This is a genomic window from Streptococcus mitis (genome assembly GCF_000960025.1).
Taxonomy (GTDB): Bacteria; Bacillota; Bacilli; order Lactobacillales; family Streptococcaceae; genus Streptococcus; species Streptococcus mitis_DH.
Genome location: NZ_JYGQ01000001.1, coordinates 537,611 through 562,040, shown reverse-complemented (window position 1 = coordinate 562,040; position 24,430 = coordinate 537,611). Strand labels below are relative to the sequence as shown.

Below are 24,430 nucleotides of genomic sequence, written 5' to 3'. Positions count from 1 at the left end.
ACTCAAATCATATCCAATTATAGGACTAATCTTTACCACCTAGTTTCTCATTGATTTTCATCATCACACTAGCAATTTTTTCACCCCAATAAGGGTCTGAGGCATATTCAACATTCATACCAGACGACTTGTTTCCAAGGAAAGTTCTGCCCCTATCGATATAATTTTCCTTAATCCACTTGCTTGCTCCTAAAATCCCCTTATCCACATCATCAAATGTCTTGGCAGAAAGGTACGGGGTCGTATCATAGGCTGTAATTCCAAAGAAATTATTCTTATCTTTGGCAATCTTGCTACGTCCCCAGTCGCTTTCTAAGGCGCTATGGGCAAGGAGATAGAGGGCATTAATATGGTAATGTTCTTCAGCTTCCTTAAAGGTAGCTCCCTTATTTTCCAAGAGACTATTGTCAATATTTAACAGACTAAATACCTTATCCAAGTCTTCAGCACTATAGTTTGTAACCTCTGTCAAATCTTTAAAAAGAAAGGGATTTTCAAGGTTAAAACCTTCAAAATGCAGTCCATCTGCCGAATAATATTTCTTGCCTACTTCCATATCAGAAAGATGAGTAGATACTGGGATGCTAGCATTCTGAGCCACATAGTGATAAAAACGATGTCCATCACTCTCATAATAAGGGATAAAATCCTTGCTAGCATCTAGTGCTTGTAAATCTTCTGTTTTCATATAGCCTGACAAACCAGAAATAGTAATAGCCAGGCGCTTGTCATCACTTTTTCTATCCTTATCTAGCCAAACAACACTACCTTGCGATATATAGGAGAGCTTTTCACCATCTGCATTATAGACATTTGCTGTGACAGGTACTACTTGATAATAAGCAGCATTTTCATTTGTAGCTTTTTCTCCAAGCCATTTACCGTCGCTTCCAAGCTGATGACCATCAATAGTCTCATTTTTTGCCATGTAGCCACCGGATTTGAAGTAGTACCAGGCTTGACTTTTAGAATCGTATACCCATTCTTTCTCAGCCATTTTGCCATCAGACTTGAGATAAAACCATGACTCCTTATCCAAAATCCATTCATTAACTGCCATATAGCCACCGGATTTTAGATAATAATAGTGACCATTTTCGAAAATCCATTCTTTATCAGCATGATTTCCATTTTCTTTGATATAAAACCAAGATTGGTATTGTTTGTCAAAAAGCCAACCTTGCTGTACTTTTGCGCCACTAGCACTTACATAAGCCTGTTCAATCCACTGACTTGTCAGTAAATAACCACCAGATTTGAAATAATAGTCCTTGCCCTTAATTTGGAGCCATTCTTTCTCTGCGTGTTGTCCATCTGCTTTGATATAAAACCAAGCATCATATTGAGAATCATATACCCAGTCTTCTATTACCTTGGCACCTGTTGCACCAACATAGGAAGTACCTAGCCAAGCATTTCTTTTCATCTTTCCATCTTGGTCAAGATAATAGAGCGCTCCCTTTTCTTCTACCCATTCTGACTTGGCCATATAGCCACCAGATTTGAGGTAAAAATAATCGTCACCTTGCTTTAGCCATTCATTTTCAGCATAGTTGGCATCTTCTTTTATATAAAACCAAGATTGATAGTGAGCATCAAAAACCCACTCATTGGCTGCTTGATTCCCATCTGCTTTCAGGTATTGTTTTCCTTGCCAAGTACCATCACTAGCCATTGCACTCTCTGGTCTGGCTAAGAAAAATAGCAGAGCTAAAAAAACAAATCTCAATTTCTTCATAAACTTTCTTCCTCTGTTCTTTCTATTTTATTGTATCAAAATTCTCTATAATCAACATTACAAACTGATAAAAAATCAAGAACAGATTGATTGCAGTTTACCTCAGAGACTCTTTTACTTCCTTGCGGAGATTTTCTAGACTGCTGACACCATATTTATCCATAACCTTTGGTAAATTTTCAATGATATCAGGACAGGCATATGGATTGGTAAAGTTGGCTGTTCCAACTCCAATAGCAGATGCTCCAGCCAGATACATTTCTAAGGCAGCTTCTGCCGAATCCACTCCTCCCATTCCAATGATAGGCAGGTCTGTTGTTTGAGCTACTTGGCGGATGAGTTTGAGGGCTACTGGAAAGACTGCTGGACCAGACATCCCACCTGTTCCATTGGCCAAGATTGGTTTTCTGGTTTTGAGGTCAAAACGCATTCCAACCAGAGTATTGATCATGGTTAAGCCACTTGCCCCCGCATCTTCTGCAGCTTTTGCGACAGTAACGATATCGGTCACACTAGGGGTTAATTTGACATAAACTGGCACATCAGAAGCTTCCACAGCTGCTTTCACCACATCATAAGCCAGATCAGGATCTTGACCAATCAAGAGTCCATGATTACAGTGATCTACGTTGGGACAAGAAATATTGAGCTCAATAGCCTTCACATTAGTTGCCTTGGAAATACCATGAGAAACAGCCGCATACTCTTGTTTTGAAAAACCAGCTACATTGGCAATAATGGGAAGATTTGGATACTCTCTTTCTAGCCAAGGTAACTTTTCAGCCAAAACAACTTCCAAACCAGGATTTTGCAAACCGATTGCATTAAGCATACCAGCGGGTGTTTCTGCCACCCTTGGAGTTGGATTGCCAAAACGGGGTTCAAGAGTTGTCGCCTTGATCATAATAGAACCCAAAAGGTCTAAATCATAGTACTTGGCATACTCTTGACCAAAACCAAAACAGCCTGATGCTGGAATAATCGGATTTTTCAAATCCAAGCCTGGTAGAGAAACTTGTAAACGATTTCTAGTCATAATTTTCTCCTTATAATACAACTGTTCCTGTGCGGAAAACAGGACCATCTTCACAGACACGTTGGCTGACCGTCTCGCTTTCTGGCACTTTTAGGACACAGGCATAGCAAGCCCCCATCCCACAAGCCATTCGAGATTCCAAAGATAGATAGGCTCTTGGGTGGTCATAAAAGGTTTGATTGATATACTTCATCATTCCTGGAGCCCCACATGAGTAAACAGCATCAAATTGATTGTCTAAATCCTTGATAACAACGGAAACATTTCCCTTGATACCATAAGAACCATCATCTGTCGTTACAAAGACTTGACCATATTGAGACAATTCCTTTTCAAGAATAACAGCATCCTTATTAGCAAAACCAAGGACTGTCACTACTTTTACTCCACGCGCATGCAATTCCTTGGCCACCTCAAGTAAAGGAGGTACACCAATTCCACCACCAACGAGGAGAACCTGGCTCTGCTCATCTAGGTCAGACAAGTCAAAACCATTTCCCTGAGGCCCCATCACATCAAGAGTGTCACCCTGACTTAAGGTTGAGAAAATAGCTGTGCCAGCCCCTTCAATCCGATAAATGAGACGGCACTGCTTGTTTACCTTATCAATAGACGAAATTGAAATAGGGCGACGCAAAAGATGGGCATCATCAGGCACACGCAAATGAAGAAATTGGCCTGCTCTCATGGCTTCAACCATTTCCCCCTCTAGGACTAATTCAAAGATTGCTGGCGCGATTTCCTCCTGTGCAACCACCTTCATGGTTTCCAATCGAATCGCACCCAAACGTTTCTTACATGTGGGATTCATGACTTTTCCTCCTTAAATTTTAAGGGGACCAGACAAAGAAAAGACCTTGCTAGTGCAAGGCCTCAGTTAAAATCGTACAACACAAGAGAGCACACTCAAAAAGTCTCCTCTAGAAAATTGTACTATTCTTTTATCTGACACCTTGTGAGTCTCTCTGGACTCCCCTTAAAGGTTAAATTTTTACTAGTATACTCTTTCAGCTAAAAAAAGTCAAGTAGAAAACGAACATTCTACTTGACCTCACGAGATTATTTTTCACGAATGACTTCGACCTTGTAGCCATCAGGGTCTTTGACAAAGTAATAGTTAGGTGCAGTTCCTGGTAGACCATTTGGCTCAGTCACTTCATATCCTTTTGCACTATGCTCTTGATGAAGAGCTTCAAGATCAGGTGTACTTAGGGCGATATGGGCAAATCCATCTCCAACCACATAAGGACCATGATCGTAGTTATAAGTCAACTCCAACTCATAGTCATCACCCTCAAGACCTAGATAGACAATCGTGAAGGCATGGTCTGGAAAATCTCTGCGACGCAATTCTTTAAATCCAAAAGCATCTTGATAGAATGCAATTGATTTTTCAAGATTTTCTACTCGCAAGCAAGTATGTAGCATTTTTGAAGCCATATTTTTCTCCTTTATTTTTAAAAAGACTGGGACAATCCTGTTCCAGTCTTATCAGTTATTATTTACCAAGTTTTGCTTTAGCTGCATCTGCAAGAGCTGTGAAAGCTACTGCATCGTTAACAGCCAAGTCAGCAAGCATTTTACGGTTAACTTCGATCTCAGCCAATTTCAAACCATGCATCAATTGTGAGTATGAAAGTCCGTTCATACGTGCTGCCGCGTTGATACGAGTGATCCACAATTTGCGGAAGTCACGTTTTTTCTGACGACGGTCACGGTATGCATAGTAGTAAGAGTTCATTACTTGTTCTTTTGCAGTACGGAACAAGATGTGTTTAGCTCCATAGTAACCTTTTGCTAATTTAAGAATACGTTTACGACGTTTGCGTGATACAACGCCACCTTTAACACGTGCCATGTTTTATTTCCTCCAAATATTTCCTAGAATTGTTTACTTACAGTCAAGCTATTATTTCAAGCGAGTAAGCATTGCTTTGATACGTTTGTAATCTCCTGAATGCACCATAGATGCTTTACGAAGATGACGACGTTGTTTTTTAGTTTTTCCGTGGAAACGGTGAGAAGTGTAAGCACGGAAACGTTTAAGTCCACCAGAACCTGTACGTTTGAAACGTTTAGCTGATGCGCGGTGTGTTTTTTGTTTTGGCATGATTTTTTCTCCTTTATTTAACTTTCTGACAATTATTTTTTGTCAGTCGCTGGCGCCAATTGCATGAACATTTGACGTCCATCCATTTTAGCACGTTGTTCGATGATGGCAATATCTTGAGTTGCTTCAGCAAACTCGGCTAAAACTTTTGCACCAATCTCTTTATGGGTAATCATACGACCCTTAAAGCGAATAGATACCTTAACTTTATTTCCTTTTTCAAGGAATTTGCGTGCATTGCGAAGTTTTGTATCAAAGTCACCCTTGTCAATAGTTGGACTTAGACGAACTTCTTTCACAGTAACAACACTTTGTTTTTTACGTTGTTCTTTTTGCTTCTTCTGATACTCAAACTTGAACTTACCGTAGTCCATAATTTTTGCAACAGGCGGTTTGGCTTGGGGTTGAATCAATACTAGGTCAACATTAGCGTTATCAGCCAAAGCTTGCGCTTCACTGAGTGGCTTGATGCCTAGCTGTTCTCCTTCAAGACCAATCAAGCGAACTTCACGTACACGAATCTCATCATTGATGAATAAGTCTTGCTTTGCTATGGTTTTCACCTCTTTTGTTTTATTAGAGAAAAACAATAGCGGACTCGTAATAATACAAGCCCGCACGTTATGATAGCGTTTCTTAGAAACTTTTCATCCGTAGGGCCAGGCAACTTAATGTCACAAGGCGAGAAGCTCTCACTTCTGCTTTTCTCAACTTTTATATGATACCAAGTTTTCTAGCTCTTGTCAAGATAAAAAGTTATTTTTTTGAAAAGTTTCTGCTCATTAACCAACCGTTTCGACTTTCCAACTATTCCACCCTTTAAAGCGTATAGCTCCTTGCTGGTCAGTTCGGTAAACTTTACTATTGATAGCTTCCAGTCGTGTCAAGGTTTCCTGATGGGGGAGTTTCGTTCGATTGTTCTTTCCAACTGAAATAAGAGTAAACTCTGGTTTGAGTGTTTCTAGAAAGGCTAAACTTGATGATTTTTTAGAGCCATGTTGGCTTGCTTTCAAGATATCGACCTCTAAGTCAGGATATTGCTTCAGCAATTCCTTCTCTCCTTTTTCCTCCAAATTTCCTGTGAAAAGAAAGTTTTTATCCAAGAGTTTTCCATACAAAACCAGGGAATCTTCATGATCTCCATCTCCCATTTTCCTTGGAGATAGGACTTCTAACTGACTTCCAAAAATTGGCAAGTTCTCCCCTGCTGTTATACTTCTAACTTTTGTTTGAGTCGCCTGTAGTTCTGCCACAAATTCTTTCTGCTTCAAACTGCCTTTTGATACTAAGATCTCCCCTACATGGAAAGCCTTGATCACCTCCAGGAAATCACCAACATGCTCCTTGTCCGTATTTGTCAAAACTAGCTGATCAATCTTGGATACTCCGCGACTTTTGAGATAGGGGATCAAAGTTCGCTGGGCATTGCTGGTCATCGCCTTTTCTTGCCATTTTTCGATTTTCTTATCAGATTCTGCCTTGCCACCCACATCTATGAGAATGGTTTTCCCAGTTACATCCCGTAGGAAAATACTTTCTCCTTGCCCCACATCCAGCATGGTAACTTCATTTTCCAGTGGATGCTTGGTCAAGAAAAAGAGACCTGTAATCAATAAGCTCAATACTGCTAGCCTTTTAATATTTTTTCTCAAATCATAGACTAAAGCCAAGGAAATTAATAGTAGCATCAACATCCATGAATTGGGGTGTCCAAAGACCAGTGCCCTACTTGCCACCTGCGATACCAAGCGAATCACCCTCTCCAACCATTCAAAGATAAAATTCAGCTGAATAACTGGATAGAGAAAGGAAAGGGCAAATAAGATAGACAAGAGCGGTAAGAAGACCAAGTCAAATAGAAAGGAAAAGATAAAGGTCAAAAGGATGGACCAAGGCTGAAATTCCGCAAAATAGAAGGATAAGATGGGTAATATTCCCAAAGAAATAACCAGACTTTCTCTAGCAATAGCCTTAAGCCCCTCCCCTTCTTTGCCGGTCATGGTCAAGATAAAAGCGTAGGCACAAGACAAAACACCTCCTGCTGTCAAGAAAAAGTTAGGCATGATGATAAAGAGGATAAGGACCGTCAAGGCAAAATTATCCAAGCCCTTAACACCATGTTGAGCCAGTAGCTTCTGCAAGAGACTACGAATGACTGATGCTGAAAATCCTGTCAGCCCTGCATAGATAAGGGAAAAGGGATAAGTCAGCCATTCCAACTTTTCTTGGGTCAAGCCCAATCGCAAGAGAAGTTTCTTAAATCCATCCATGAAAAAGCCTACCTGCATACCCGACAAGGCAAAAAGGTGGATAATTCCTAAACTAGAATAAAGCTCATTCATTTCCTCAAAATCTGTATCCAGATGTCCTAGCAAAAGCCCTGTCATGTAATTGCGCATAGGGTCTGGAAAATGTGTCTTAATCCAAACCACAGCCTTTCGACGTAAACTGGATAGATTTTCTCCTATATCCCAACTGCCAACCTTTTGAAGTGACTGGATTTTTTTGATATTGAGAGTTTGATAAATTCCCTGAGTCTTCAGATAAGCCTGGTAGTCAAAACCACCAAAATTTCTCTGCCCCTCTGGCTCCGAAAGCTTCCCTTCTAGTTCCAAATCATGAAGGGCTGTTAAAGTTTGAAATTGTTCTTTCTCCTCCTCAGACTGGAGTTTATAATAGACTTGGAAAATACGGTCGTCAGCCTTGCCCCGAAAGGATAAGCTATCACCATTGACCTTAATAGTGTCGGGCAGAATCCGTACCCTTTCAACAGAATCCGCTAGGTTTTGACTCGCTTGACTCTGTTGCCAAGTTTGAAACAGAAACCAAAATCCAAAGATTCCGCAAATTATTAGAACTTTACCAGCAGATTTCCACGGAAATTGGATAAAGAGACAGACTAGCAGAAAAACAAAACCTAGCAGTGCGAGATAAGATGATGAGAAAATGGCGTAGTAAAGCCAAAGCAACAGAAAACTAAGGTAAATTAGGGGAATAGAGAAATTCTTAATCCACTGTAACATAATCTTTTAACTTTTCTATGGTCTTGGCACCAATTCCAGAGACCTTCTTGAGTTCATCGACCGACTTAAATTTCCCATTTGCCTCACGATAATCGATAATGTCCTGAGCTCGTTTTCCTCCCAGTCCCTTTACCTGCTTGAGTTCTTCCAGACTGGCCTTGTTGAGATTGACCTTCTTGTCCTTGCTTGTTGAAGAAGGCGCTCCAGAACCTGCCTGTTGACTAGCTGATTCTTCTCCCTTAGCTGGAACGTAAACCAGAGCCTCGTCACTAACTTTCTGAGCTAGATTGAGCGACGTGCTGTCTGCTTGCTCTGTCAAGCCACCTGCCTTCTGAACAGCGTCATTGACTCGACTACCTACAGGCAAGTCATAAATTCCATGTGCTTTAACAGCGCCTTTTACATCTACTGTGATTAGATCTTGTTCAAGGGGTTCTTCCTTTTCTTCCTTCTTCACATCCTTTTCGGATACCGAATCCTTGGAAACAGCTGCAACTTCTGCCTGCAAATTCGTTTCTTTGACAGGTGTGTGTGGAGCTGGCTTTAGCAGGAAAAATCCGCCTACAACCAAGCCCAGACCAGTACAGATGACAATGATTTTATACTCTTTAATTTTCTCGATAATTGCTTCCATATTTTCTCCTCTCTTAGATTATTCGTAAGAGGAAGAAAAAACAGTTGAAAATTTCTTCTCAACTGCTTATTTATTTGCAAAATAGTCTTCCTTGGTCAAGACATAATGAACTCTTGTAACGATTCGGCCTTCTTCATGCTGGTCCATACAAGCATATGGTTCTGCATGGGAAAAACACATGCCTGATTTCTCCATGACCTTTCCAGATGCAGGATTGTCCTTATCGTGAAGGGCGGTCAACTTGTTCATTCCAATCTTCTCAAAAGCTAGCTCAATTACGGCACGATTGGCTTCTGTCGTCAATCCTTGATTCCAATACTTTTTATTGATAATGTAGCCAATAGCTGCCTTCTTAAGAACAGAATCAATCTTGTACAAATCAATGGTTCCAATAAACTGACCATTGCTTTTTAATTCTATTCCCCAGCGTCCCAAGGGATTGGTCAAGTAGAACTGAGCAATGCTATTCTTGGTTTCTTCCAAGCTTTGATTGGTTGGAAATGTGTAACGTGTATTATCCTTGTCTGAGGCATAGGCAAACATTGCTTCTGCATCATCCAAGGTTACAGGTCTAAGCAATAAACGCCCTGTCTCGACTGTGGGATGCTGAGTTAGTTTTAAAAAGATCGATTCCATACTTTTCCTCCATTTACAAATATTTTCTACAAGTCTAGCATAAAAAAGAAGTGATAACAAGAAGCGCGAACAAAGAATACCAGATAACTGATTCTAGAGCAGAGAGTTTTCTGGTCTTTGGAAGCATTTCTAAATGTTTCTTAAAATCAATAATTACATAATTCAGAGTCCTACTGACAATGAAGATTCATCATTTTTTCTTTCCTTTTTGGAATCTAGTATTTACTTTTTTTATGACATAAAGAATAAAACTTACCAAAATATCCAGTCCTATCAAAATTATAAATATTCTCCCAAACCAAATAAGCCAAAGGGGGGTGTATGAACTAGGACTAAAATAGCCTATATTATACATAATACCTAGAAATATTGAACAAAACAAAATCTCAAGGAAAATTCTAATTTTTGCTTTCTTTAAACTGAAACCCTTAAATAAATCTCGAAAAGTCTCTTTTTTCGTAGGTACATCTTCCCAATATTCCTTGCTTTGAGTTTTAAGATATAAAAGATAGGCGACTTCTGTAATCAATTGAGAAAATGCATAGCTGAAAAGAAGAGCTCCAAGAATTCCAAAAATAAGTATCAATTTACCTGAAAGTAAGGCAGCCAACATAGAAAGTCCAAAAATGATGTAAAGAGAGTTTCTACCATATGCATTAGATTTAGCAAAATAATTCCCCATTGTCCTATTTACAGAGAAACCTTTTTTTAACTGGCGTTTTAACCAGAAATATTGATAAATAAAGCCACAAACTGTAGAAATTAACAAAAATGGAATAAAAATTGGAGAATACTTAGGGAATCCAAGCGAAAATTCCTTCGTCGAGATTGATGTTACAAGAATTATCAGCATCATCATTTGTAATGAAAAGTATATTCCAATATAAACTATCATCAGAGAAAAGGTTGCTAAAATTTGTCTTTTATATGCAAACATTCCTGCTAATGGAATAAAAAAAGCAACAATTAAATAAAGTAAGAAGAAAATGAGAAGATCAAAAAACCAATAAGTTAATGGATTTATTAATAAAACCTCTTTTAAATACCAGGAAAAAACCCAAATAATTAAAGATAATATAAATACTCCTGTAAACGAAATAAACATCATACTTGCAGATGCGCGAGTGTTCGCTAAACTTTTAAAATAAGCTTTATTTAATTCTTCAACTTCTCTAACTGTTTTTTCTTTCACATTAACCTCCTAAATTGACCTAACTCTAAGTCCGTTTAATTAAAAATCACAGCTTAATCAGCTTATTCTAATTTTTCAATAAATTAAAAAATCTATAGAACTCGATCTTTCAATTAAATATCTTTATTTTCTAATTCTTTGTATAACTTTCTCAATATCATGCCACGTTTAATCAATTTGGTATTTAAAATAGTGCATACAATAAAATATGATGATAAAGTTAATACAAGACTAATATAATTACCTGAACTTATGAAAATAATTCCAGTCACTATTCCTATAATCAAAAAACAGAGCATCGTTATATATAATATTAAAACATTCCTTTTTTCTTGCTTTAAAAAGTCTTGATAATTTCTTAAATCAATTTGAAATTCTTCTAACTCAATGACACGATTTAAAACATAATAAAGGAATAGACTGCTACCAATACTAATGATAATATAAGCAAGGACCAAAGACAGCAACCGAAAATCTGTTGGTACTTTACCATTTTTACTTATACTTCTTAAAACACTATATAAAACAAGAGCAATTGAACTGTAACCAGTAAGAGCAGTTGCTCCATTGGTTTTATCCTTTGTTGAATATAACAGTTGATGATTTTCATTGTTATAGTAGACAGATTTTCCCTGATATATACCTAGGGCAATGAAATTTTTAGTGTTACTTTTCATAATTATCTTTATCATTTATAAGTTTTATACAGTTCATTTATGATTTTTCCTCTTTGGAAGATTTTATTATAAAAGAACATAAAATATATAGTCATAAATAAAACTGAAACAACTCCCCATGAAATGTTGCTATATGTGATAAAGAGGTATGCAAAGAATATTATAATTAGTGGTAATATGATAAGAGATAAATAAGTAAACAAGATATTTTTTCGTTCTCTTAACACAAAGTCCCTCATTGCTTTTTCCTCTAATTGAAGTTTTTCCACTTCTCTCTCACGATGGAAGGTCGCATAACAAACAACAAAGGCTATTATAAAGGAAATCAGGATGCCAATCATTAGAAATTGATATCTTCCCAGAATGGTTGAATAGTATTTGGAATTGACTTTTCCAATTATGCCATAAATAATCATGATCATGCTACTGCCAGCAGTTTCCAAAAAAGAAGTCTTTTTTCTTACTATGTATAAACTAGAATCTTTTTTATCAAAATAAACTGGATTTTTATCAATTGTTCCTATCGGAACCATATTTTTTAAATATTTTTTCATATATCATTTTCCTTAGTGGAATATTTTTTGTCTAACATATGAACTACTTTAAATCTCTGTATTGGTTTCGTGTTTAATAACAATAGAGGAAACATAAAAAATAAAATGGCTAAAAACAAAAATAAAAAATTAGAAGTCAATAAATAAACTATAGAAAAAAGCACTGGAAAAAGAAATCCCAGTAGTATGATGAGATGACTCTTCACTATATTTTTCTTCTCGTTTTTAAGAAAAGTTATCATATCAACGTTTGAAAGTACAAAAGGACTAATAATTAATTCTTCATTCAAAGCAGGTCTGTAGAGGAGTTTTGAGACAATGATCATTAGAAAAAAACCAAAAATCAAGGGCCAAAAACCACTGAATACCTGAATTTTACTTATTTCTCTTACAATCACATAAAGTATAAGTGTTGCTCCTGCTGAGAAAGCAACAGGAGACACTTTAAACTTTGTTTTAGAATGACCTAAGAACATCCTGCCTGTTTTCTTATCAAAAAAAACTATTTCCCCTTCAAAAGTACCAATTCCTACAAATTCAACGTCCTTTAACTTTATAATTTGCTTTTCGTCCAAGAGAATCTCCTTTTTTCTTATCTGATGCACACTCAAACATAGCTTCTGCATCATCCAAAGTTACAGGTCTAAGCAATAAACGCTCAGTCTCGGCTATGGGATACTGAGCTAGTTTTAAAAAGATTGATTCCATACGTTTCTACCATTCAAAAGTATTTTCTATCAGTCTAGCATAAAAAAGAAGTTACAACAAGTTTTTCTTGCTTTTTAAAGCGGTTTCATATAGAATAAAATCATCACCTTATTTTATAGATAATTGTGATAAATCATTTACAACCCGTCAATAGAAAGGGAGTTTTTCTCTATGTTAATCGGAATTCCAAAAGAAATTAAGAATAATGAAAACCGTGTTGCCCTAACACCTGCTGGTGTCCACAGCTTAGTCGGCCGTGGTCATCGCGTCCTTATCGAAACAAAGGCTGGTCTAGGTTCTGGCTTTACTGATGCTGACTATCAAAAGCAAGGAGCTGAAATTGTCGCTACTGCTGGTGAAGCCTGGGCAGCTGAGTTGGTCGTGAAAGTAAAAGAACCACTAGCTTCTGAATATGGTTACTTACGTGACGACCTGCTTCTCTTCACCTACTTGCACATGGCCGCTGCTCCAGAATTAGCAGATGCTATGTTGGAAGCAAAAACAACAGGGATTGCCTATGAAACTGTTCGTGATTCCCAAGGTCAGTTACCACTCCTCGTTCCTATGAGTGAGGTTGCAGGCCGTATGGCAGTCCAAATCGGTGCTCATTTCCTAACTAAGCAAGCAGGAGGTTCTGGCGTCCTACTGGGTGGTGTGCCGGGTGTACCTAAAGGGAAAGTAACCATCATCGGTGGTGGTGTCGTAGGTACACATGCTGCCCGCATCGCTTTAGGATTGGGAGCGCAAGTGACCATCCTTGATATCAGTGCTAAACGTCTCTCCGTTTTAGAGGAGGTCTTTGGTCACCAAATTCAAACTCTCATGTCCAATTCATTTAACATCGAAGCCAGTGTGAGAGATGCGGATGTTGTTATTGGGGCGGTTCTCATTCCAGGTGCCAAAGCACCAAAACTGGTCACAGATGAGATGGTCAAGCAAATGCGTTCAGGATCAGTCATCGTTGACGTTGCTGTTGACCAAGGTGGTGTTATCGAGACAGCTGACCGTGTGACAACGCACGATGAGCCTGTCTATGAAAAACACGGTGTGCTCCACTATGCCGTTGCTAACATCCCCGGTGCGGTAGCCCGTACTTCAACCATTGCCCTAACCAATGTCACTCTTCCTTATATCGAAGCTTTGGCTGGTAAAGGTTTTGTGCAAGCAATCTCTGAGGATCAGGGCTTGCGTCAAGGTGTTACCACTTATCAAGGTTACTTAACCAGTCTTCCAGTAGCTCAAGATCTCGATAAAAAACATACTCCAATTGACGAACTAGTCTAAAAAATCTTATTATCAGATAAAAGAAAGAGCAATTCCACCTGAACTGCTCTTTTTTGCTATTCTGTTTCTTCTTGGTTTTCTTCACGCTCTTCATTTTTAACTGGTACTGGTTCATAGGCTCGGATAATCTGAGCGACAACTGGATGGCGAACCACATCCTTGGCTGAAAAATGAACAAAGTCAATCTGGTGAATGTTCTTGAGCTTTTCTTGGGCATCAATCAAACCGGACTTGACATTACGCGGAAGGTCAATCTGACTGATATCTCCATTGACAATCATCTTAGAATTAAAGCCTAAACGAGTCAAAAACATCTTCATCTGCATGATAGTCGTATTTTGCGCCTCATCGAGAATGACAAAAGCATCCTCCAAGGTCCGTCCACGCATATAGGCAAGGGGTGCAATCTCGATAATTTCACGCTCCATGAGACGAGTCGTCTGGTCTTTGCCTAGAATCTGATACAAGGCATCATAAACAGGTCGAAGGTAAGGATCTACCTTCTCTTTAAGATCACCCGGAAGAAAACCTAGACTCTCGCCAGCTTCCACTGCCGGGCGTGTTAGGATAATCCGCTTAACCTGACCACGTTTAAGAGCTGTCACAGCCAAGGTCACTGCAAGGAAGGTCTTCCCTGTACCTGCTGGCCCAATTCCAAAGGTCACATCATGCTGTTTAACACTGTCCACATAAAGTTTTTGACCCAAGGTTTTGACACGGATAGGCTTCCCAGTATTATCCTTGATGATTTCTTCTTCGTAAAGGGCGACAAACTTGTCGATTTCATCGTTTTTGACCATGCTAATTGCAGTCACCACATCTGGCGTCCCAACCGTCATCCCACGATTCACCAAAACCATCAAGGCTTGGATAACCTGACGGGCTTCCTCACATGCAGCTTCTTCTCCCAAAACCTGCACAATCTCCGTACGGGCATGAATCACAACATCAAGCTCTTCTTCCATCAAACGAAGATGGCGTTCATTGGAACCAAAAAGATGAAACAGGTCATCTGGATGACTCAGTTGAATGTCTATTGAATGTTCCTTCAAATAAAGAACCTCTCTAATCCTTTTATTTCTTTTTATTATAGCAAAGGGGTGGAGAAATTACTAGCCCAAACCCAATGAATCATGCTAGTGTTCTAAGTATTCTTGCCAGATGGCGTCAAAGTCTCCTAGGTTAAAAGAGAAACTGGCATGTTCTTCTAAAAAGCGACTCACCTCATCAAAATCATCGGTGTGTTTTGGGAAGGAAGACTCTTCAAAAGCTAGGTCTGCCAAGATAGCTTTGGGACTGTTACTTTTAGGATTGCGCTCGGTCATGAGCCAAGTGTAAAATGATTTTCTCAATTCTTTCTCCTATCAAGACTTTTTTTGATGAAACTTTTCTGATTTTTAAAAATTACTGGACTTAGCCTCTGACACATAGTGGTTTATAAAATCCGTTTTCGCATCTGTATAGGCGTCTCGATTGTGTTCAAATTGTTTCCACAAACTGAGTTTTAATTCCTGATACGCTTGGGCGATATCTGGATGCTGGCAGAGATAATCTCTAAAATAAATCTCGTTATGATCTCCCGTCATTCGCAAATGTAAATGAAAAACTTTCTCAGCAAATCCCTGCTCTGTATATCCTTTATTTAGCGAAATCCTGTTAGGACTCTCCGACATCACTAGCCACCCATTCTTCACCAATAAATCCCTAACTCTTGCTAAATCCTCTATTCTACCTACTTCTAACAGAATATCAACGATATTTTTGGCCCAAATATTAGGGATAGCAGTGCTACCGATATGTTCTATTCTTTTAATAACATTTGCACCCAATATTTTTTTCAGACTTGTTTTTTCCGATTCATACCAGTCTTTCCACTCTGACTTGTGCTCTACTAGAAAAATAGGAAAAAGTTGCCAGAGTTCCTCTAAACTCATTTCTTCAAGTTTCTTTTTCATGTCTATAAGACCTAAATCAACTCAGTCCCAAACTGGTCTTGCTTGATTTTACCAGCCTTCATCAAGCCACCAAGTGCTTTCTTGAACTGACCTTTAGAAATGCCAAAGGTTGCCTTGATGTCATCTGGAGTTGACTTATCATTTAAGGTCATGAAACCGCCATTGCTTTCCAAGTAAGTCAAAATCATCTGAGCATCATTTTCCAACATTTCAAAAGAACGTGGTTTGAGGGAGAGGTTCAACGTGCGGTCCACTTCACGGAAACCAATAACGCGCGCATCTAATACTTGCCCCAAACGTGGTTCTGCATAACGCTCACTTGGGTGAATAAAACCAAGCATATTATTTTCTGGTAGGTAAACAAAAGTTCCTGACAGCTTGAGGCGGTATACAATGGCTGGCCAGTTTTGATTCTGCATGTTGTTGTAAGCAGGACGAGCCAGACGTTGGAAGTCTTCTTGATAGGCCAAAAGTCCCCAGATACGGTCTTTCTTGTCCACTTCAAGACGGATATAGAGTTGGTCGCCTTTCTTAGGCCAGAGTTCCTTGAGCTCAGGAAGAATATCGAGTGACACAACGATTTCCTTGTCAGGAAGTCCTGTATCCACAAAAACACCCAAGTCCTTACGAACTTCTGTGACACGACCCCAACCAAATTGTTCCTGAGTGGCAGTGACTTCTAAAGTGGTCAAGCGGAGCTTTTGCTTCATATCTGTATAAGCAAAACCTTTAACCGTATCCCCTACTGTATGCTGACCTTCTTCCTTGGCAAGCGCATAGGTTTGGCCATCCTTTTGCACAAAGTAAAAACGGTCATTTTCATCGATGATGAGTCCAACGATAAAACTTGCAAGATTTGTATTCATATTTCCTTCTTTCGAATAAAACTCAGCCAGCAATGCCAACTGAGTTTTTCTGTTTATTTTTAGACTTCCAAAAGTTCTTTTTCTTTATTGGCAGTCATTTCATCGATGTGTTTGACAGCATCGTCTGTTACTTTTTGAATGTCTTTTTCAAGAGTCTTCAATTCGTCTTCAGTAATTTCTTTTGCTTTCTCTTGTTTCTTAGCTTCATCCATAGCGTCGCGACGGATATTGCGGACAGCCACTTTAGCATTCTCACCGACCTTCTTCACTTCTTTAGCAAGGTCGCGACGAGTTTCTTCTGTAAGAGCAGGGATAACCAAGCGAATCACAGAACCGTCATTAGCTGGTGTAATACCAAGATCAGAAGCGTTCAAGGCACGTTCGATGTCTTTCAATGAAGACTTGTCAAATGGTGTTACCAACAAAACACGCGCTTCTGGAATGGTAATTGAAGCGATTTGGTTAAGAGGTGTTTCTACTCCATAGTATTCTACATGTACACGGTCAAGCAAGCTTGCATTGGCACGACCGGCACGGATGCCACCAAATTCACGAGCAAGTGATTGGTGAGACTGGGTCATTCTCTCTTTAGCTTTTTCAATAATTGCGTTAGCCATAATCTTTCTTATTCCTTTTCTTCGATATTATTTGAAACTGTTGTTCCGATATTTTCCCCAAATACGACACGTTTGATGTTGCCTGGTTGGTTCATGTTGAAGACAACCAAGTCAATGTCGTTATCCATTGAGAGGGTTGAAGCTGTTGAGTCCATGATACGGAGACCTTTATTGATAACGTCACGGTGGGTCAATTCTTCAAATTTAACAGCTGTCTTGTCCTTCTTAGGATCGGCATTGTAAACACCATCTACGCCATTTTTAGCCATAAGGATAGCATCCGCTTCGATTTCAGCTGCACGAAGGGCCGCTGTTGTATCTGTTGAGAAGTAAGGTGAACCAATTCCGGCACCAAAGATAACGATACGTCCTTTTTCAAGGTGACGAAGGGCACGTCCACGGACATAAGGCTCTGCCACTTGTTGCATAGCAATAGCTGTTTGCACACGTGTATCAACTCCAACTTGTTGCAATGAATCTGCCATCACAAGAGCATTCATAACAGTCCCAAGCATTCCTGTGTAATCTGCCTGAACGCGGTCCATACCTGCTTCTGCTGCAGGTTCTCCACGCCAGAGATTTCCTCCACCAATAACAAGGGCAATTTCGATACCTAAGCTATGAACTTCTTGAATCTCTTTTGCGATTGTTTGAACTGTTTGGATATCAATCCCTACGCCACGTTCACCGGCAAGGGCTTCACCTGATAACTTGATTAAAATACGTTTATACTTGGGATTCGCCATTTTCACTCTCCTTTTTTTATCCTACCTATTTTATCACAATTTCTAAGATTTTTATAGTATCATGAGCAATTCTTTGAAAAAAATTAGACTGTTAAAAATTCCTCTAAATCGGCAAGGGCACGCTCTGCAATTTTTTCATAACGAGCCTTCTTATCACGGATACGCTCGCCTTCCAACTCTTTGATAATTCCAAAATTGACATTCATTGGTTGGAAATGTTTGCTGTCTGCATGGGTGATGTAATGAGCTAGACTTCCAATCGCTGTGGTCTCTGGGAAGATTGCTTCACTTTCACCCTTGAAGAGACGAGCCGCGTTAATACCCGCAACCAAGCCTGATGCTGCTGATTCAACATAGCCTTCCACACCCGTCATCTGACCAGCAAAGAAGAGATTTGGTTGTTTCTTAGAACGGTAAGTCTGTTCAAGAAGATGTGGTGAATCCATGTAAGAATTGCGGTGCATAACACCATAACGAACAAACTCAGCATTTTCAAGTCCTGGAATCATTTGGAAAACACGCTTTTGTTCTCCCCATTTGAGGTGGGTCTGGAAACCAACAATATTGTAGAGGCTACCAGCCGCATTATCCTGACGAAGTTGCACAACCGCATAAGGGGTTTTGAATTCTCCATCACGAGGTCCTGTGTAGTCGTCCGGATACTCAAGCCCCACTGGTTTCATAGGACCATAAAGCATAGTTTTAATACCTCGTTTGGCCATGACTTCGATAGGCATACAGCCTTCAAAGTACTTTTCTTTTTCGAAAGAATTAAGCGGAGCTTCTTCCGCATTGACCAAGGCTTCATGGAAATCCATAAACTCTTGCTTGGTCATGGGCGCGTTGAGATAAGCGGCTTCTCCCTTATCATAACGAGATTTGAGATAAACCTTGCTCATATCGATAGTGTTGACATCGATAATCGGCGCTGCCGCATCGTAGAAATAGAAGCCATCGCCATCATTAAGGGCATGAATCTTTTCAGCCAGGGCATCACTAGTCAAGGGACCAGTCGCCACAACTGTAATAACATCTGTCGGCAATTCTGTAATTTCATCACGAACCACTTCAATCAAGGGGTGGTTGGCCACTTTTTCGGTCACCATTTGGGAGAAACCATCACGGTCCACCGCAAGTGCTCCTCCAGCGGGAACACGTGTAGCCTCAGCAGATTCCAAAATAACAGAACCCAAGCGACGCATTTCTTCCTTGAGAAGCCCGACAGCATTTGTCAAAGCATCCCCACGAAGAGAATTGGAACAAACCAACTCTGCAAAATTGGCTGTTTTGTGCTGGGGTGTTGACTTGACACCACGCATTTCATAAAGTTTAACTGGAATACCACGCTCTGCAATTTGGTAGGCAGCTTCAGAACCTGCCAAACCAGCACCGATAACATTGATATAAGATTGAGACACGACACTAATACCTCTTTGGGAGTGTGAAGACAAGGTTCACATTGAAAAAGCCAATCAAACTTAAGAGTTTTCGAATTTCTTGGCTCAGGCTGAAAAAGTCCCCCGGACTTTTTCACTCCCACAAATCTTTCTATTTTTTTCTTCTACTAGTATAACAAAAAAAGGGAAGAAGGCAAACTTCCCTGTTTAGTCATTTTCTTGATTTTCTTCCCAGTCGTGGTAGGCTGCGTAAAGCTGGCTTTTATTCCACTGGTAAAACTTAGCTACTTCCTTGATAGCTTGATTTTTCTTCATGCCTTGCTGGATACGAGTTTGGATTTCTAAGAACAAGTCTTCCTCGTCTTTTTCTTCTACATCCTGACTGGCACCTTCAACGATAAGAAGGCATTCTCCCTTAAGTGGCGTTTCAGAGATGCTTTCCAGCAATTCAGAGATCTTTCCTCTTTGGTATTCTTCATAGATTTTAGTCAATTCCCTGACCAAGACGACCGAGCGGTCACCGTAGACTTCTAGCATATTTTCCAACGTATCTGTCACACGATGGGGCGATTCATAGAAAATCTGAGTTTCAGGATAGTCTTTTTTCGAGTCGAAAAATTGCTTTTGCTGGCCTGATTTTCTCGGTAAAAAACCATAAAAGATATGTGGCTGTGGCGCTAAACCACTGGCAATCAAGGCAGAAATCCCTGCAGAGGCACCTGGAACAGTCACAATAGCAATATCTTCCTCAATAGCAGCCTTAACCAAATCATGACCAGGGTCTGAGATGCTAGGCAAACCTGCATCAGAGACCTGAGCAATACTTTGTCCTGCTTTCAGGAAACCAATCAAATCAGGAATTTTTTCCTTGGCATTGTGCTCATAAAAACTAATCTGTTTGCTAGAAATGTCAAAATGCTTGAGCAATAGACCTGTATTGCGCGTGTCCTCAGCAGCAATCCAGTCCACTTCTTTCAAGGTCTGGATAGCTCGAAAGGTCATATCATCTAAATTGCCAATCGGCGTTGCCACTAGATACAGCTTGCCGTAGGGAGACTGCCCCTTAAAACTTTTTTGAATTTGCATGCCTACTCCCTGTATAACAACTCGTCACAGAACATACATTCCTCGTCCTGCTCTCGACGTTGTCCATAAAAATCATTACAAACGTGAAACCCATCACGGTAAATGCGACGGACACTTTCACGAACATGCTTAGCCTTGACAGGAGCATCTGCTTCCACCTCACCCAAGCGTTCGCGCAACTTACTATTTTCCAAGCGAAGAGCTGTATTTTCCTCTACCAGGCTCTTGAGATTTTTCTTGATGGCTTCCACATCAGCCAAGGTTACCAATAACTGTTGGGAAAAATCATCCAGCGCGTCAAATAATTCTTTTTTGTCCATAAAACAGCCCTTTCCTTTCTTTATCGTTCATTTTTGAGTTTATATTTCTTTCAAGACCAGATATTCCATGACATTTTGAAAGCTGACATTAGCCTGCCACATTTTTCTAGCTTCTAGCAAATCTTGTAAAATCACTCTTACTCTTGCTTGTAGGATATCTTGTCCACAGAGAACTTCAAGAATCCGTAAAACCTGATCTTGTTTTTCCTTGTCATCTGCCAAGTTGGCTAATTTAGCAACCTGCAGATAACTTTCTTTTTTCTTAGCCACTAACCAAGTCAGCAGGCGTTCACTTTCATCAACCAAGGTCCAAAAACTTGCCTGATTGGCTAACTTTTCTGCTTCAGCTCGCGATTGACTAAACTGGGCTAAAAGAGTTGCTTTTTTCTTGACCAGACCTGCTTGTTCTAATTGATGGATGAGTTTTTCTTCTTGTTTTTTAAAGTGAAAAATTTGCGTCCGACTGCGGATTGTTGGTAAGATCTTTTCCTCATCGCTGGTCAAGAAGAAAATATAAACCTCACTCTGGGGTTCTTCGATGACCTTGAGCAGAGAATTGGCTGCATTAGGATGCATTTTCTCAGCTTGCTCGATAATAAAGACCTGCTGCTGGCTTTCAATCCCTGCTTGAGAAAACTGTCCCACCAATTCCCGAATGCGTTCTGTCTTAATGACCTGATTGACTGGCTTAATCAAAGTGACATCTGGAAACTCTCCCTGTTCAATCAGCTTACAATTTCGGCATTTCTCACATGGTAAAACACCTACTTTATCTGTACAAAAGAGGCTCTTAGCCAAAAAGTGCGCCATTTCCAAGCTTCCAAAGAAACCTGAAAAGAGATAGGCGTGATTGAGCTGATTTTGTTCTAGGATACGGACAAAGCGGTCAAACTGATCTGGCTGCCAGGCCTTTAGTTGATCTTGTTTCATTTAGCTAATCCCATTCTATCAAACAAGACAGCCTTGGTGGTTTCCACAACCTCCTCCAATGGAAGGCTCGCATCAATCCTGACAATGCGATTCCCTTCTTTTTCCAGGAGAGAAAGATAGCCTTTACGGACTTTTTTATGCAAGTCCAACCCTTCCAAGTCCAAACGATTGATCTCGCGATTGCTATTAGCAGCAATACGAGCCAGTCCTTCTTCCACCTCGATGTCAAAATAGAGTGTCAAATCGGGTTTAAGGCCGTCTGTCGCAAACTGATTGAGCCAATCAATGGCGTCAATATCCAAGCCACGACCAAATCCCTGATAGGCAACAGAACTATCGATGAAGCGATCCATAATGACCAACTTGCCGGCTTCAAGGGCAGGGAGAACTTTTTCCACCAAGTGCTGTCTGCGACTAGCAATATAAAGAAGCAACTCTGTCTTCGCATCCATCTGAGTATGACTTGGATCCAAAATTACTTCCCGAATCTTCTCCCCAATCAAGACTCCGCCAGGTTCACGGGTCGTCAGCACCTCTACCCCTTTTTCATCTAAAATTGGGAGCAGAGCCTCTAAAACACTGGTCTTTCCTGCTCCCTCTGGTCCCTCAAGAGAGACTAAAAATCCTTTTGACATGTCTAACTCATTTCTTTTTTTCTACTTCTATTCTATCAAAAAAATGGGGGTTTGTGACAATCTTTTTGTCTTCTCATTTCATACTCAATGAAAATCAAAGAGCAAACTAGGAAGCTAGCCGCAGGCTGTACTTGAGTACGGCAAGGTGAAGCTGACGCAGTTTGAATTTGATTTTCGAAGAGTATCAACCACCATAAAAGAGGCAGACAAATCCACCTCTTATTTACCTAGTTCTTGTGTTCGTTTATAAGCTTGACCAACTGCCTCCATGACTGTTCCTCGAAAAGCATGTGCTTCTAGGCTTGCTACACCAGCTATAGTCGAACCGCCCGGGCTACAAACTTGGTCTTTCAAGACCCCAGGATGTTGCTGACTTTCAAGGACCAATTGCCCAGCTCCTACCACAGTTTGAGCAGCCATTTTCAATGCCGTTTCTCTTGGCAATCCCGTCTGAACGCCCGCATCTGCCAAGGCCTCAATAAAGAGATAGACAAAAGCCGGCCCACAGCCTGCAAGACCTGTCGCCGCGTCGATTAAGCCTTCCCCAAGTTCAACCAAGAGGCCAGCCTTGGTTAAAAGCTGACAAAATAGCTCACTGTCCTCAGCCCTGCAATTAGGAGACAAGGCATAACTAATCACTCCTTGTCCGATAGAAGCAGGGGTATTTGGCATCATACGAATAATTCTGTGCTGACTTGGAAGAAGACTAGCGAGTTTTTCCAAGGTCAATCCAGCTGCCATAGAAATCAAAAGAAGACTTTCTCGTTTTTCAAGGATAGCCTGATATTGAGAAAGCAAGTCTGAGAACTGTGCAGGCTTTACTCCTAGAAAAATCACATCTGCTTCTGCAAAGATTTCTTCGTTGCTGGAAGCTTGACCGCCAAAGTCAGAAATGAAAGCATCTACCTTGGCTTGACTACGATTGGCAAGGAGAAGGTCATCACCCGTCTTGGTCTGCAAAACAGCCTTAGCCAAGCTAGCACCCATATTCCCCAAACCGATAAATCCAATCTTCATCTCTTACTCCCTTATCTGTCCGTCACCCGTAACCACATACTTGTAGCTGGTCAACTCCTTCAAGCCCATTGGACCACGCGCGTGCAATTTCTGAGTTGAAATCCCCATTTCACAACCAAGACCAAATTGGCCTCCATCTGTGAAACGAGTCGAAGCATTGACATAGACAGCGGCAGAGTCCACTTGATCTGTAAAGTAAGCCGCAGCTTCAGCATTTTCCGTCACAATGGCATCCGAATGATGGGTACTGTGAGCCTCAATATGGGCAACAGCTTCTTCTAAACTGCTCACAACCTTAACAGCTAATACATAGTCTAAAAACTCGGTGTCAAAGTCTTGTGCTTCAGCTGCGTGACCTGAAACAAACTGGCTTGATTTGCTATCCAAGCGGAATTGAATTGGTTCCAACCCAGCTTCTTTACGCTCTGCAACTAGAACTTGCTCCAAGCGAGGAAGGAAATCTGCTGCCTTGTCTTCATGAACAAGTAGAACCTCCATGGCATTGCAGACAGAAGGACGACTGGTTTTGGCATTGTTGATGATAGACAGAGCCTTATCTTCATCTGCATCCTTATCCACATAGACATGGACAATACCAGTCCCTGTCTCGATAACAGGTACGATAGCATTCTCAACCACCGCATTAATCAAGCCAGCCCCTCCACGAGGAATGAGAAGGTCTAGATAGCCCTTGGCCTTCATCATGGCATAGCTACTTTCACGGCTGGTATCTTCCACCAGTTGAATCACATCTGGATGAATGGTAGTCGTCTCCAAGCCCTTCTTCAAGGCTGTGACAATGGCATGGGCTGTTTGATAGGCGTCCTTACCACTACGAAGAACAACCGCATTTCCACTCTTGATAGCCAGAGCAGCTGCGTCTGACGTCACATTTGGACGACTTTCATAGATAATACCGATAACACCCATAGCCACACGTTTTTTGGTAATCACTAAGCCATTTGCAAGCTGACTTGTTTCTAAAACTTCACCAATTGGATCTGGTAAAGCAACCACTTCACGAATCCCAGTTGCCATAGCTTCTATACGCCCTGCATCCAAATAAAGACGATCCAGCATTACATCTGATATTTTACCCTTAGCCGATTCCATATCAAGGGCATTTGCCGCTAAAATCTCCTCAGTAGCTGCTAATAAGTGATCAGCCATGGCTAGCAAGGCTTGGTTTTTTACCTCTTCACTAGCTGTGTTGATCGATTTTTTAACAGCCTGTACCTGTTCAAATTGTTCTTGTGTACTTACCATAGT

Annotated in this window: 28 protein-coding genes, 1 pseudogene and 1 other annotated feature; of the genes and pseudogenes, 1 reads left to right on the top strand and 28 read right to left on the bottom strand. The window is 40.4% G+C overall.

What is annotated here, in order from left to right:
• Positions 1–25: 25 nt before the first annotated feature.
• From TZ91_RS03020 to TZ91_RS02950, 15 genes and pseudogenes are all read right to left on the bottom strand, one after another.
• A complete protein-coding gene (locus tag TZ91_RS03020) occupies positions 26–1,738 on the bottom strand; it encodes a glucosaminidase domain-containing protein (protein WP_045597049.1) in 1,713 nt (570 codons plus the stop codon).
• 97 nt (positions 1,739–1,835) lie between these two features.
• Entirely contained in the window at positions 1,836–2,822 is a 987-nt protein-coding gene (locus TZ91_RS03015) for a dihydroorotate dehydrogenase (protein ID WP_161793112.1), read from the bottom strand.
• Positions 2,785–3,585 carry a dihydroorotate dehydrogenase electron transfer subunit gene (locus tag TZ91_RS03010; RefSeq protein ID WP_033686635.1) on the bottom strand — a complete coding sequence of 267 codons (801 nt, stop codon included), beginning with the start codon at positions 3,583–3,585 and terminating at the stop codon, positions 2,785–2,787. Before TZ91_RS03010 ends, TZ91_RS03015 begins: the two co-directional genes overlap by 38 nt.
• A 248-nt stretch (positions 3,586–3,833) precedes the next feature.
• Entirely contained in the window at positions 3,834–4,214 is a 381-nt protein-coding gene (gene gloA, locus TZ91_RS03005) for a lactoylglutathione lyase (protein ID WP_000157153.1), read from the bottom strand.
• A gap of 58 nt (positions 4,215–4,272) precedes the next feature.
• Positions 4,273–4,632 carry a 50S ribosomal protein L20 gene (gene rplT, locus TZ91_RS03000; protein WP_000124836.1) on the bottom strand — a complete coding sequence of 120 codons (360 nt, stop codon included), beginning with the start codon at positions 4,630–4,632 and terminating at the stop codon, positions 4,273–4,275.
• A gap of 51 nt (positions 4,633–4,683) precedes the next feature.
• Positions 4,684–4,884, bottom strand: coding sequence for a 50S ribosomal protein L35 (gene rpmI / locus TZ91_RS02995; RefSeq protein ID WP_001125943.1), 201 nt, complete (start codon positions 4,882–4,884; stop codon positions 4,684–4,686).
• A gap of 32 nt (positions 4,885–4,916) precedes the next feature.
• Positions 4,917–5,447 carry a translation initiation factor IF-3 gene (infC, locus tag TZ91_RS02990; RefSeq protein WP_000848180.1) on the bottom strand — a complete coding sequence of 177 codons (531 nt, stop codon included), beginning with the start codon at positions 5,445–5,447 and terminating at the stop codon, positions 4,917–4,919.
• A gap of 15 nt (positions 5,448–5,462) precedes the next feature.
• Positions 5,463–5,594 (bottom strand) — a sequence feature (ribosomal protein L20 leader region).
• A gap of 72 nt (positions 5,595–5,666) precedes the next feature.
• Positions 5,667–7,907, bottom strand: a complete 2,241-nt coding sequence (locus TZ91_RS02985; RefSeq protein WP_033686636.1) for a DNA internalization-related competence protein ComEC/Rec2 — start codon at positions 7,905–7,907, stop codon at positions 5,667–5,669.
• Positions 7,891–8,541 carry a helix-hairpin-helix domain-containing protein gene (locus TZ91_RS02980; protein WP_033686637.1) on the bottom strand — a complete coding sequence of 217 codons (651 nt, stop codon included), beginning with the start codon at positions 8,539–8,541 and terminating at the stop codon, positions 7,891–7,893. The genes TZ91_RS02985 and TZ91_RS02980 overlap by 17 nt, the downstream gene beginning before the upstream one ends.
• A 66-nt stretch (positions 8,542–8,607) precedes the next feature.
• Positions 8,608–9,177, bottom strand: a complete 570-nt coding sequence (locus TZ91_RS02975) for a GNAT family N-acetyltransferase (RefSeq protein ID WP_033686638.1) — start codon at positions 9,175–9,177, stop codon at positions 8,608–8,610.
• Between the two features lie 190 nt (positions 9,178–9,367).
• On the bottom strand, positions 9,368–10,369 hold the full coding sequence (locus TZ91_RS02970) for a hypothetical protein (RefSeq protein WP_045597047.1): 1,002 nt from the start codon (positions 10,367–10,369) through the stop codon (positions 9,368–9,370).
• Between the two features lie 113 nt (positions 10,370–10,482).
• Positions 10,483–11,046, bottom strand: a complete 564-nt coding sequence (locus tag TZ91_RS02965; protein ID WP_033686872.1) for a hypothetical protein — start codon at positions 11,044–11,046, stop codon at positions 10,483–10,485.
• 11 nt (positions 11,047–11,057) lie between these two features.
• Complete coding sequence (locus TZ91_RS02960) at positions 11,058–11,600, bottom strand: hypothetical protein (RefSeq protein WP_033686639.1); 543 nt, start codon at positions 11,598–11,600, stop codon at positions 11,058–11,060.
• Positions 11,597–12,175 (bottom strand): hypothetical protein, encoded by a 579-nt coding sequence (locus TZ91_RS02955; RefSeq protein WP_045597045.1) that lies wholly within the window; start codon positions 12,173–12,175, stop codon positions 11,597–11,599. Before TZ91_RS02955 ends, TZ91_RS02960 begins: the two co-directional genes overlap by 4 nt.
• A 13-nt stretch (positions 12,176–12,188) precedes the next feature.
• Positions 12,189–12,308, bottom strand: a pseudogene (locus TZ91_RS02950) (GNAT family N-acetyltransferase); the annotation flags it as partial.
• Positions 12,309–12,479: 171 nt separating this feature from the next.
• Between TZ91_RS02950 and ald the strand changes: the two are divergent.
• Complete coding sequence (gene ald, locus TZ91_RS02945; protein ID WP_033686640.1) at positions 12,480–13,592, top strand: alanine dehydrogenase; 1,113 nt, start codon at positions 12,480–12,482, stop codon at positions 13,590–13,592.
• Positions 13,593–13,648: 56 nt separating this feature from the next.
• On the opposite strand, the gene TZ91_RS02940 is transcribed toward ald, so the two are convergent.
• From TZ91_RS02940 to TZ91_RS02880, 13 genes are all read right to left on the bottom strand, one after another.
• Positions 13,649–14,644: a PhoH family protein gene (locus TZ91_RS02940; protein ID WP_033686641.1), complete on the bottom strand. Its 996-nt coding sequence runs from the start codon at positions 14,642–14,644 to the stop codon at positions 13,649–13,651.
• 84 nt (positions 14,645–14,728) lie between these two features.
• A complete protein-coding gene (locus tag TZ91_RS02935) occupies positions 14,729–14,944 on the bottom strand; it encodes a YozE family protein (protein WP_001232089.1) in 216 nt (71 codons plus the stop codon).
• 45 nt (positions 14,945–14,989) lie between these two features.
• Positions 14,990–15,547, bottom strand: a complete 558-nt coding sequence (locus tag TZ91_RS02930; RefSeq protein WP_033686642.1) for a GrpB family protein — start codon at positions 15,545–15,547, stop codon at positions 14,990–14,992.
• 11 nt (positions 15,548–15,558) lie between these two features.
• Complete coding sequence (cvfB, locus tag TZ91_RS02925; RefSeq protein ID WP_033686644.1) at positions 15,559–16,413, bottom strand: RNA-binding virulence regulatory protein CvfB; 855 nt, start codon at positions 16,411–16,413, stop codon at positions 15,559–15,561.
• Between the two features lie 59 nt (positions 16,414–16,472).
• Positions 16,473–17,030, bottom strand: a complete 558-nt coding sequence (frr, locus tag TZ91_RS02920) for a ribosome recycling factor (RefSeq protein WP_033686645.1) — start codon at positions 17,028–17,030, stop codon at positions 16,473–16,475.
• A gap of 8 nt (positions 17,031–17,038) precedes the next feature.
• A complete protein-coding gene (pyrH, locus tag TZ91_RS02915) occupies positions 17,039–17,776 on the bottom strand; it encodes a UMP kinase (protein ID WP_000002996.1) in 738 nt (245 codons plus the stop codon).
• Between the two features lie 83 nt (positions 17,777–17,859).
• Positions 17,860–19,194 carry a methylenetetrahydrofolate--tRNA-(uracil(54)-C(5))-methyltransferase (FADH(2)-oxidizing) TrmFO gene (gene trmFO / locus TZ91_RS02910; RefSeq protein WP_033686646.1) on the bottom strand — a complete coding sequence of 445 codons (1,335 nt, stop codon included), beginning with the start codon at positions 19,192–19,194 and terminating at the stop codon, positions 17,860–17,862.
• Between the two features lie 186 nt (positions 19,195–19,380).
• On the bottom strand, positions 19,381–20,259 hold the full coding sequence (gene rsmI / locus TZ91_RS02905; protein ID WP_033686647.1) for a 16S rRNA (cytidine(1402)-2'-O)-methyltransferase: 879 nt from the start codon (positions 20,257–20,259) through the stop codon (positions 19,381–19,383).
• 2 nt (positions 20,260–20,261) lie between these two features.
• On the bottom strand, positions 20,262–20,579 hold the full coding sequence (gene yabA, locus TZ91_RS02900) for a DNA replication initiation control protein YabA (RefSeq protein ID WP_000358228.1): 318 nt from the start codon (positions 20,577–20,579) through the stop codon (positions 20,262–20,264).
• Positions 20,580–20,618: 39 nt separating this feature from the next.
• Positions 20,619–21,509, bottom strand: coding sequence for a DNA polymerase III subunit delta' (locus TZ91_RS02895; protein ID WP_045597042.1), 891 nt, complete (start codon positions 21,507–21,509; stop codon positions 20,619–20,621).
• Positions 21,506–22,144, bottom strand: a complete 639-nt coding sequence (gene tmk, locus TZ91_RS02890) for a dTMP kinase (RefSeq protein ID WP_033686648.1) — start codon at positions 22,142–22,144, stop codon at positions 21,506–21,508. Before tmk ends, TZ91_RS02895 begins: the two co-directional genes overlap by 4 nt.
• 219 nt (positions 22,145–22,363) lie before the next feature.
• Complete coding sequence (gene proC / locus TZ91_RS02885) at positions 22,364–23,161, bottom strand: pyrroline-5-carboxylate reductase (protein WP_033686649.1); 798 nt, start codon at positions 23,159–23,161, stop codon at positions 22,364–22,366.
• Positions 23,162–23,164: 3 nt separating this feature from the next.
• Positions 23,165–24,427: a glutamate-5-semialdehyde dehydrogenase gene (locus TZ91_RS02880; protein WP_033686650.1), complete on the bottom strand. Its 1,263-nt coding sequence runs from the start codon at positions 24,425–24,427 to the stop codon at positions 23,165–23,167.
• Positions 24,428–24,430 lie beyond the last annotated feature (3 nt).